Below are 8,776 nucleotides of genomic sequence, written 5' to 3'. Positions count from 1 at the left end.
GCGGTGGTTTCGGCCCCCGACGAGCTCGCGGGGGGGCGCCCCCCCCCCCCCCCGGCCGGTCCCGCCCCGGCGGCGCGTCGCCGGGGCGTCACCGGTCGGCGGTCACCACCTCGCCAGGGGCAGCGCCGAACCGTTCATCGAGCCTTCTGGGCTGTAGACCACGCACATCACGTCGCGGTCGCCGTCGGCCCAGGTCTTCCGGGTCGGCATGACCGGGTAGAAATCCAGCCCCGAGGCCGACTCACCGCTCCAGTTGCCGTCGAACCCCCGTCGGCAACTCTCCCGGGCGAACGTGGTCAGCGCGGCCGGATCCCACGCACCGTCGGGGGCGTGCACGAAGCCGTACGACTGGTTGGCCGCCTGTTCCTTGCAGGGGGTGTAGAGCACGACGACCTCGGCCGCCTCCGGGGAGTAGGCCGGGTCGGTGAAACACTCCCCCGCCTCGATGTGCAGGAGCCCGCCGGTCTCCGCGGTGATGAAGGTCTCGTCCTTGACCGTCGGTCCCGCCGGCCCCACCGTGGACGGCGGCAGGAAGAGCGTGCCGAGCACCACGAAGCCGGGAAGCAGCGTCCAGCGGCGGGCAGGTCGCCGGTCGGCGGCCTGCCGGGGTCTCGTCATCGAATACCTCCCGTTCGGGGACCTCGGCCTCGGCCCGGGAGGGGACGCGACGCATTGGAACCCTTGGCGAACCCGCGTGCCATGTGGCGCAGGCCGCCGAGCAGGCGTACGCGTTCCCTTTCCGCCAGAGCCCGCTCGCACGATGTTAGGCGCGCGCCACCGAACGCGAGGGCAACGGAAAGTGTCGAGCGCACGGCCTTCCGGCCACATCAATGGTGCGTTTGGGGCCAGAGATACCAGGGAGACGGTGTTCATCCGGACGTAATGCCCTATATGGGTTTTTGTCCATCTTTTCTGGATCAATACCGACGTCCACCGCACTCCCTCGGTGGAATGTGATCCTCCCTGGAAAAGAGCTCATGATGGGCAAAGTCAAGCTGCCCCGATCCGCCGGATCTCGGCGTACCAGGCTGACGGCGGTCGGCGCGGGCGTGCTGATCGCCGGCGGCCTCGCCTTCAGCCCGGTGGCGTTCGGCGCGGCCGCGCCGCCGAAGTACCCCGCCGCCGACATCCACAAGCCCTCCCCCATGCCCGACCGGGTCATCCTCACCCCGACCACCACCCCGTCGGCCAGCCAGAAGGTCACCTGGCGGGCCGTGACCGACGCCGAGTCCGCGCAGGCCGAGATCCTCGAGGCCCCCCGCGCGCTCGGCGGGGTCGCACCTCCCGCGGGCGCGGTCACCAACGTCAGGGCGATCAGCACCACCCCGGTCAACACCACGCTGGGGTACGCCTCCGTCTACCACACCGTCGAGTTCACCGGCCTGAAGCCGAACACCCGCTACAGCTACCGGGTCGGCGACGGCACCAACTGGGCCGAGTGGAGCGACTTCACCACCGCGGCGGCCGACCTCCAGCCGTTCTCGTTCATCTACTACGGCGACGCGCAGAACTACATCGACTCCGCGGTGCCGCGCGTCTTCCGCCAGGCGTTCGCCGACCGACCGCAGGCCAAGATGATCGTCAACGCCGGTGACCTCATCGACTCCGCGAACAGCGAGGAGCAGTGGGGCCAGTGGTACAAGGCCGCGGGTTTCATCGACAGCCAGGTCAACAACCTCTCGATCCCCGGCAACCACGAGTACAGCGGCGGCCTGTCCACCTTCTGGCGTCCGCAGTTCCCCTATCCGGACAACGGGCCGGGTAACCCGGAGCTGAAGCAGACCGCCTACACCGTCGACTACCAGGGCGTGCGCTTCATCGGACTGGACTCCAACGTGCAGAGCAACGCCGCCCTGATGGCCGCGCAGGCCACCTGGCTGGAGGGGCTGCTCAAGGACAACCCGAACAAGTGGACCGTGGTGACCTTCCACCACCCCGTCTACTCCACCACCGGCACCCGCAACAACCCCGCCGTACGCGACCAGTGGGGCCCGCTGTTCGAGAAGTACGGAGTGGACCTGGTCCTCCAGGGCCACGACCACTCCTACGGCCGCGGCAACGTGGCGACCGCCCGCAAGTCGGTCACGGTCAACAACGGCGTCGCCTACGTCGTGTCCGTCTCCGGCGGCAAGATGTACGCCCTCAACAACGGCGAGAACTGGACCGGAAACGGTGCCGAGGTCGTCAGCAAGAGCCAGAACACCCAGCTCTACCAGCTGATCGACGTCGAGGCCGACAAGATCACGTTCGAGGCCCGTTACGCCAACGGCGAGCACCACGACGGCTTCGTCGTCCGGAAGAACAGCAAGGGCGAGCGCACCGTCAACGAGGTCCGCACCGCGGAGAACACCGTCGGCGAGCAGGTCACCGTCGACAAGACCACCGTCGACCACCGCGGCGAGCTCACCGTCTCCGCGTACGGTTACGACCCGGCCGAGCGCGTCTCCGTCTCCCTGCGCAAGGCCGACGCGAACGCGCGGGGCAAGGACAAGGACAGCGTCTCGGTCGGCGTGCGGGACGCCGATGAGCTGGGCCGCCTGACCTACACCTTCAGGCTTCCGGCCAACGCGAAGAAGGGCGAGACCTACGTGGTCCACCTGGACAGCGCCAACCAGAAGATCACCAGCCCGGCCGTCACGGTCAACAAGAAGTAAGCCCGCCGGGGGGCGGGGCCGCCGTTACGACGGCCCCGCCCCCCGGACGTGCCGGAACCTTGTCGGACAGGAAATCCATTGAAAATCCATGCCCGCACGCTGGCGGGCGCGCTGCTCGTCTGCGTCCTGGCCGGCTGGGCCACCCCGGCCGCCGCCCACCCCTTCGGACCGCCGTCCACCGCGCGGATCGAGGCCGACGGCTCGCGCGTGACCATCTCGTGGCTCCCGGCCGAGGACGACTGGGTCGCGCTCGGCCAGTCGCTCGGCGCGTTCGAGGACCCGTCCACCGGCAACGTCTCGACGGAGCTGACCGGCGAGCAGAAGCTGGAGCGCTCAACGGCTCTCCGCGACTACCTGCTGGAGAAGATCACGGTCGCCCAGGCCGGCCGGCCGTGCGAGAGCCGACTGGAGGAACTCCGGGCGCTGCTCGTCGACGGTGCCCGGTTCGTCTTCGACTGCCGGAGCCCGGTGACCGAGGTGGACGTGACGGTCGCCGCCCTGACCGACCTCAACACGGCGTACCGGACGATGCTCATCGCGGGCGATTCCGCCACTCCCCGGCAGACACTCTTCACCGAGGCCGTCAGCACCCGGCGCCTGAGCTTCTCCGGATCGGGCGGGAACGGCGGGTCCGGGCAGACGACGAGCGTCGCCGTCGGCACCGCCGTACTGCTGGCCGGGGCGGGCGCGTTCGTCGTGCTGCGCACCCGGCGCAGGGTGGGTACGACGGGTACCCGGCCATGACGGAGCTCAGCGGCCTCGAGAGCCGGTTCATCTCGCTCTTCGACAACAGGGGCGTCTTCTGGGTGGTCCTCGCCGTCGCCCTCGTCGCCGGAGCGATGCACGCGGTCGCCCCCGGCCACGGCAAGAGCGTCACCGCGGCCTACCTGGTCGGCACCCGGGGCAACCACCGCGACGCGCTGCGCCTGGGAGTCATCGTCGCGTTGATGCACACCTTCTCGGTGCTGGTGCTGGCGTTCGCCTGGGTGGGGCTGAGCAGCGCCGCGAGTTTCGGCACGGAGAGCGTCACCGCCTGGATGCAGGTGCTGGCCGGACTGGTCACCGTCTGCGTGGGGGTCCACCTGACCTACCGCCACCTCCGGGGACGCCGACACCGGGCGCAGCACGGCCACGGTCACGGTCACGGTCACGGTCACGGCCATGGTCACGGTCATGGTCATGGTCATCAGGTTGAGGACGGGCCGGATCCCTGGTCGCGCCGGGGCCTCGTCGCGTTGGCCCTCTCCGGTGGGCTGCTGCCCTCGCCGTCGGCCTTCGTCGTCCTGATGAGCGGGCTGCTCACCGGCCGGGCCTTCGACGCCGTCGCGCTCGTCGCCGCCTTCGGCGTGGGGATGGCCCTCACCCTGACCGGCGTGGGCGTCGTGACGATCCGGGGCTACACCCTGCTGGCCCGTGGAACCCACAGGTGGTCACTGGCCTCCACCGCGATGGCCTGGGCCCCGGCCGCCGCCGGCCTCGCGGTCTCCTCGGCCGGCGGCCTCTACCTCGTCGCGGCGATAGGCACCTTGGCCGGCTGACACCTCCGGGCAGGAGGCCTCAGCCGGCTTCGCCCATATCTCCGGAACCTACCGGGGTGGAAGCAGCGAACGGACGGCCTCCTCGGTTCGGGCGACGACGGCCGGTCCGTCGTCGGCGGTGATGATGGGGCGCTGGATCAGAATCGGATGGGCGGCCAGCGCCCGGATCCAGCGGTCGCGGCTCTCGGGGGTGCGGGGCCAGTCGGCCAGGCCGAGCTCGACGGCCGCGCTCTCGCCCGTCCGGGTGATGTCCCAGGGGTCGAGGCCGAGCCTGGTCAGCACCTCACGGATTTCCCGCTCGTCGGGCGGGTCCTCCAGATAGCGCCGGACCGTGTACTCGGCCTTCTCCGCGTCCAGGACGGACAGCGCGGAGCGGCACTTGGAACAGTCGGGATTTATCCAGATTTCCATGTCGTCTTCCTTCAGGGGATCGGACGGCGGTGAAGGGCCTCGGTGTTTCCGGACAGCCACCTTATGGGCACCGCTCGGAGTGAAAGAGACTCATTGAAATCCGGGGCGCAAGCCCGGCGGTGTGATCACGGCAGGAGGTCGCGCAGCGTTCGGCCGACGCCAGAGCGTCCAGGCTGATCCGCTCCAGGAACGCACCGCCCCTGGCCAGGCGGCGTCCCACGGGCGTGTCGAGCCCGAGCGTCTCCCCCGCCGCCTTCGCGATCTCCGCCGCCGCGAGCTGATCACCGTCGAGTGGTACCAGGCGTCGTCGTCGACCACGTAGATGTCGCGCCACCGCTGCGGATCGCGTTCGCGCCTGATCAGGCCCTGCTGGGTCAGGTAGCCCACGGCCATGGAGATCGAGGCGGGACTGACTTTCAGCCCGCGCGACAGCTCGGCCGCGGTGAGCTTGCCGTCCTCGCTCAGCCACAGGCCGATGAGCACGCGCGCCATCATCTTCGGCAGGCCCATCCCGATCGCCATCTCGACGGCTCCTTCTTCCACCTCGAAGACCTTGCGGTCCTGGAGTTCGGCCTCGGGCAAACGGGCCGGGGTGCCGCCCGTCGACCTCGTCGAGGTCTTCGCGCAACCGGTTCCAGCGCTGATGATCTGTGAGCTGCTCGGCGTGCCGTACGAGAACCGCAACCAGTTCCAGAACTCCACCCGGGCTCTGTCGAACGCCGACCGCGCCGCCTACGTCGGTTACCTCACCCCCGGCATCATGATCACGACGATCGTCGGGGCCGCGCAGGGGACCGCGATCTCGGTGGCGACCGACATGACCGAGGGCATCATCGCCAGGTTCAAGACCATGGCCATCGCCCGCGTCTCGGTGCTCACCGGGCACGTGCTCGGAGCGATGGTGCAGACGTTCCTCGGCAGCGGCTTCGTCCCGACCGAGTCGATGCCGACCGGTTTGCGCTGGTTCGCCGAGCACCAGCCGGCTACCCCCGTCATCGAGACGCTGCGCGCGCTGCCGGCCGGGCGTCCAGCCGGGTCCAGCTTCACGGAAGCGGCTGTGTGGAGCGCGGGCATCGCCCTGGTCAGTTATCTGTGGGCACGCAGGCTCTACAACCGGTGAGGCTCACTGGATTCGGTCCAGGATCGGACAAGTCACCGTAGGCCGCCTCCTGCTCCGGGGTTGAGTAACCTGCGCCACCTCTCCTACCGGTTTCCAACCAAGTCACAACCGCATTGCTCCACAGTGACGCCATGCGTTCTCGTAGCGATGTCAGCTCTCCCTTACGCATGCGTTCCTCCGGCCGCCGCGGGGGTTCGCGCGGGACCCGAGGGAGCGGCGCCCCCCGGGAGTCGATGTTCGTCAAGGTCGTCTCGCTTGTCGTCGTGACCGTGGCGACGGTGGGATGGACCTTGACGGCCACCGTTCCCGCAGTGGTCGACATCGGGCTGGCGACCGGTCTTACCGGCGCTCCCGGATCCCTGACAGTCCTGGAGTGCCACGACTTGAGGTCCAGCAGGTACGGCAGGCAGATATGCACGGGGAGATTCGTGTACGACGCCACCGGCGAGGAGGTGGCGGTCGGCGCCTTCTCGTGGGCCGAGCCTGGCTCTGTTTATCCCGCCCGGATCACCACTGGGCGCGACCGGGCTGGATTCTGGGGAATGAAGGGCGTCCTGGCAGCGCTCCCCTTCCTCTTCATCGGCCTGGTTTTTATAACCGTGATGGGTATGCTCCTGAGACTTCGGTTCTTCCGCGGGTTCACCCTGGTAGTGATCTTCGCAGTGGAATTCGCGGGGATTGCCGTCGGTATCGTCGCGAGGGCGTTCTTATAGGGGTCAGGAACGGCGGCCCCATGGCCGCGCGGCCGCTGCACGCCCGGCAGCCAGCCGGCCGGGCATACGGCCTGGAGGCCGGTCCCGGGGCCGCACATTCCGAAAGACGGATCGGGTCATGCCGTGACGATCGCTCGTCGATCAGGGCTGGGACGATCGGCGCCCGAGAACCTCTTTTGAGCGGGTCGGCCACGACTTCACGCCGTTGTCGAGGCTGCCGGTGGCGAGGGTTGTGCCGTCCGGGCGGAGGGCCACCGACATCTGCCGGATGCTCCGGTCCTCGTGGCCTGGGACGATCTGGAACGTCATACCCACGCACGGATGCACACGTTCGTCGAACGCCATGACCGCCTGACGGTTGTCAACTACCGGCGTACGCGCCGGAACTCGATCCGGCCGAGGGCGTGTGGGCCGCGATTACGAGCGGGGACGGGAGCCGTCCTCACAACCAGGAGTTGACCGCGGCGACCAGGGAGACCACCAGGATGACCGCCCCGACGGTCAGGAACAGCACGCCGTGGAGCACGCCTTTGCCGCCCACCCCGTCCAGACGGGCGCGCTGGGGTCGCTCGGGGTCGTAGGCCACCATGACCTGCTGGCCCGGATGGACCGGCGAGGGGTTGGAGCCCAGATCCGACTCGGTCTCCACCACCGAGCCCTGCACCGTCTGGAACCGCAGCGTGGGGTAGTACACGCCGCTGTCGTTGCCGTTGGTGCTGGACCAGCGCAGCCCCACGACGACGCCCGGCACCCGCACCCCGTGCCGCCTCAGCCGCTGCCCGATGGTCATCACCCGGATGCCCATCCCGGCGAACACCGCTCCGAACAGGATTCCCACCAGTGGCATGGTGTCCATGTCCACCGCCACCTCCTTCTCATCTCGTTCAAGGGCCGCCGTCGCAGTCCCGTTCGGGACCTGCGCCGCGCCGAGCCGCTCCCGGCTCAGGAGGACTGCGGATGAGGTTAGAGGCCGACACTGGAGAACGACTTGTAGATCATTGGGACGCCCCGGCCGCGGATGCCCGCTGTCGACGAGAACGGCCGTATCCGACCTTGGACATGAGGGCCGCACAGGTTGGCGTGCGACCAGGAGGCCATCGCCGCCAGACGACGAGATGAATCGGTAGACCCGCACCGGCGCGATGTTCTGATACCGGCATGTCCACGGGGAACGACCGGCCGCCGGAACAGGATGTCCGGGCGGCCGGTAGGAGTCGGCTCAGCCGAGGTCGAACTCGTTGGCCTTCACACCGTTGACGAAGGCGTCCCACTCGGCGGGGGTGAAGAACAGCTTGGGACCGTCGGGGTCCTTGGAATCACGTACAGCGATCAGGTCGGGGTGCTCGGCCTTGTGACCGGGGCCATCGGCGAGGTCTCTGAGCTCCGCGACCTCAACACAGTCGCCACCATTACTTCCGGAGAAGCTTGACTTAAACCACTTGGCGCCACTCAGGTCCATTTTTCCTCTACCGTCCTCTTGATGAGATCGATGGACATACTCAGCGAAATCGCTTCGGTTCGCATGACTTCGAAGCATTCGACTGCTGCCGCGACATCCTCCGGATCATTCGTGGTGATACCCCGTATGGCGGTCTCCGCATACAGTACGTCGCCTCCTCCAGGCATCGTCGCAATTGAGAAGCCGCCCATCAAGCCCGAGTGCATCCCGTGCGGAACCACCTGGACACTCAGCCGAGGATTGATCACCGCTATGAGGTGTTCCAACTGCTCTCGCATCACCTGGGGGCCACCGATCGGGCGGTGGAGAACTGCCTCGTCGATCACGCATCGGTATACCGGAGGCTGAGGGTTGCTACGGACGAAGAGTGCCTGACGGTTCAGCCGCGCTTCTACCTTCGCCTCATCTCCGAATAGCAGCACTCGGGCGTATGCCTCGCTCTGGAGGAGCCCGGGAAACACCAGTGGCTGATAGGTCCGGAGGGTGATCGCCGTGTCCTCCTGGTCGCGCCACCTGCCGAACCAGGACGGGAAGACCTGCCCCTTCCTCCAGTCGAGGAGGCGGCGGAGGGCACCGCCCGTGTTGAGGGCCGTGTCGCAGGCGTCGGCGAACTCCGGGCTGGCCGGGAGCAGGCCCGTCTCGACGCCGCTGATCAGGGACTCGCTGAAGTGGATTATCTCGGCCAGCTGCCCCTGGGTGAGGCCCGCCGCCTTCCGGTAGTGCTTCAGCTCCCTGCCCCATATCGCCTGAGGCGTGTAGAGGTTGACCACGATGCCCTCCTTGCCGGAGTTCAACGACAGCGGCGCGAACCCCAACCATCGAATCTGGTAACCATTCGACTACCAAGCGTAGTCATTTCCCGGCATGCTGGCCATACGAAT

At 68.1% G+C, this 8,776-nt stretch carries 11 protein-coding genes; 5 read left to right on the top strand and 6 right to left on the bottom strand.

The window, feature by feature from the left end:
- Positions 1 to 102: 102 nt before the first annotated feature.
- Entirely contained in the window at positions 103 to 618 is a 516-nt protein-coding gene (locus AB0J58_RS26605; RefSeq protein WP_364220208.1) for a hypothetical protein, read from the bottom strand.
- Between the two features lie 359 nt (positions 619 to 977).
- Between AB0J58_RS26605 and AB0J58_RS26600 the strand changes: the two genes are divergently transcribed.
- The 3 genes from AB0J58_RS26600 (at position 978) to AB0J58_RS26590 (ending at position 4,192) form a co-directional block, all read left to right on the top strand.
- Positions 978 to 2,654 carry a metallophosphoesterase family protein gene (locus AB0J58_RS26600; RefSeq protein ID WP_364220205.1) on the top strand — a complete coding sequence of 559 codons (1,677 nt, stop codon included), beginning with the start codon at positions 978 to 980 and terminating at the stop codon, positions 2,652 to 2,654.
- A gap of 78 nt (positions 2,655 to 2,732) precedes the next feature.
- On the top strand, positions 2,733 to 3,398 hold the full coding sequence (locus AB0J58_RS26595; RefSeq protein WP_364220202.1) for a hypothetical protein: 666 nt from the start codon (positions 2,733 to 2,735) through the stop codon (positions 3,396 to 3,398).
- Complete coding sequence (locus AB0J58_RS26590) at positions 3,395 to 4,192, top strand: hypothetical protein (protein ID WP_364220199.1); 798 nt, start codon at positions 3,395 to 3,397, stop codon at positions 4,190 to 4,192. Before AB0J58_RS26595 ends, AB0J58_RS26590 begins: the two co-directional genes overlap by 4 nt.
- 48 nt (positions 4,193 to 4,240) lie before the next feature.
- Here the strand turns inward: AB0J58_RS26590 and AB0J58_RS26585 are convergent, their stop codons facing one another.
- Together AB0J58_RS26585 and AB0J58_RS26580 are read right to left on the bottom strand one after the other, a co-directional pair.
- On the bottom strand, positions 4,241 to 4,603 hold the full coding sequence (locus AB0J58_RS26585; protein WP_364220196.1) for an arsenate reductase family protein: 363 nt from the start codon (positions 4,601 to 4,603) through the stop codon (positions 4,241 to 4,243).
- A gap of 90 nt (positions 4,604 to 4,693) precedes the next feature.
- Complete coding sequence (locus AB0J58_RS26580) at positions 4,694 to 5,185, bottom strand: helix-turn-helix domain-containing protein (RefSeq protein WP_364220193.1); 492 nt, start codon at positions 5,183 to 5,185, stop codon at positions 4,694 to 4,696.
- A 10-nt stretch (positions 5,186 to 5,195) separates the two neighbouring features.
- Between AB0J58_RS26580 and AB0J58_RS26575 the strand changes: the two genes are divergently transcribed.
- The gene (locus AB0J58_RS26575; RefSeq protein ID WP_364220190.1) at positions 5,196 to 5,723 is read left to right on the top strand and encodes a hypothetical protein; all 528 of its coding nucleotides are present in this window, start codon (positions 5,196 to 5,198) and stop codon (positions 5,721 to 5,723) included.
- A gap of 233 nt (positions 5,724 to 5,956) precedes the next feature.
- Positions 5,957 to 6,436: a hypothetical protein gene (locus AB0J58_RS26570; RefSeq protein WP_364220187.1), complete on the top strand. Its 480-nt coding sequence runs from the start codon at positions 5,957 to 5,959 to the stop codon at positions 6,434 to 6,436.
- Positions 6,437 to 6,878: 442 nt separating this feature from the next.
- Here the strand turns inward: AB0J58_RS26570 and AB0J58_RS26565 are convergent, their stop codons facing one another.
- The 3 genes from AB0J58_RS26565 to AB0J58_RS26555 form a co-directional block, all read right to left on the bottom strand.
- Complete coding sequence (locus AB0J58_RS26565; RefSeq protein ID WP_364220184.1) at positions 6,879 to 7,292, bottom strand: DUF3592 domain-containing protein; 414 nt, start codon at positions 7,290 to 7,292, stop codon at positions 6,879 to 6,881.
- A gap of 363 nt (positions 7,293 to 7,655) precedes the next feature.
- Complete coding sequence (locus AB0J58_RS26560; protein ID WP_364220181.1) at positions 7,656 to 7,895, bottom strand: DUF397 domain-containing protein; 240 nt, start codon at positions 7,893 to 7,895, stop codon at positions 7,656 to 7,658.
- Positions 7,886 to 8,665 carry a helix-turn-helix transcriptional regulator gene (locus tag AB0J58_RS26555; RefSeq protein ID WP_364220178.1) on the bottom strand — a complete coding sequence of 260 codons (780 nt, stop codon included), beginning with the start codon at positions 8,663 to 8,665 and terminating at the stop codon, positions 7,886 to 7,888. Before AB0J58_RS26555 ends, AB0J58_RS26560 begins: the two co-directional genes overlap by 10 nt.
- Positions 8,666 to 8,776: the final 111 nt, after the last annotated feature.

This window comes from Streptosporangium sp. NPDC049644 (assembly GCF_040675205.1).
GTDB lineage: Bacteria > Actinomycetota > Actinomycetes > Streptosporangiales > Streptosporangiaceae > Streptosporangium > Streptosporangium fukuiense.
The sequence above is the reverse complement of the archived record's forward strand: the minus strand, read 5'-3'. Positions and strand labels throughout refer to the sequence as shown.

Bases quoted from the DNA above. Each gene is read 5' to 3' on its own strand.
- AB0J58_RS26605 (WP_364220208.1), bottom strand. From the start codon at position 618: ATGACGAGACCCCGGCAGGCCGCCGACCGGCGACCTGCCCGCCGCTGG.
- AB0J58_RS26600 (WP_364220205.1), top strand. From the start codon at position 978: ATGATGGGCAAAGTCAAGCTGCCCCGATCCGCCGGATCTCGGCGTACC.
- AB0J58_RS26590 (WP_364220199.1), top strand. From the start codon at position 3,395: ATGACGGAGCTCAGCGGCCTCGAGAGCCGGTTCATCTCGCTCTTCGAC.
- AB0J58_RS26585 (WP_364220196.1), bottom strand. From the start codon at position 4,603: ATGGAAATCTGGATAAATCCCGACTGTTCCAAGTGCCGCTCCGCGCTG.
- AB0J58_RS26570 (WP_364220187.1), top strand. From the start codon at position 5,957: ATGTTCGTCAAGGTCGTCTCGCTTGTCGTCGTGACCGTGGCGACGGTG.
- AB0J58_RS26565 (WP_364220184.1), bottom strand. From the start codon at position 7,292: ATGGACACCATGCCACTGGTGGGAATCCTGTTCGGAGCGGTGTTCGCC.
- AB0J58_RS26560 (WP_364220181.1), bottom strand. From the start codon at position 7,895: ATGGACCTGAGTGGCGCCAAGTGGTTTAAGTCAAGCTTCTCCGGAAGT.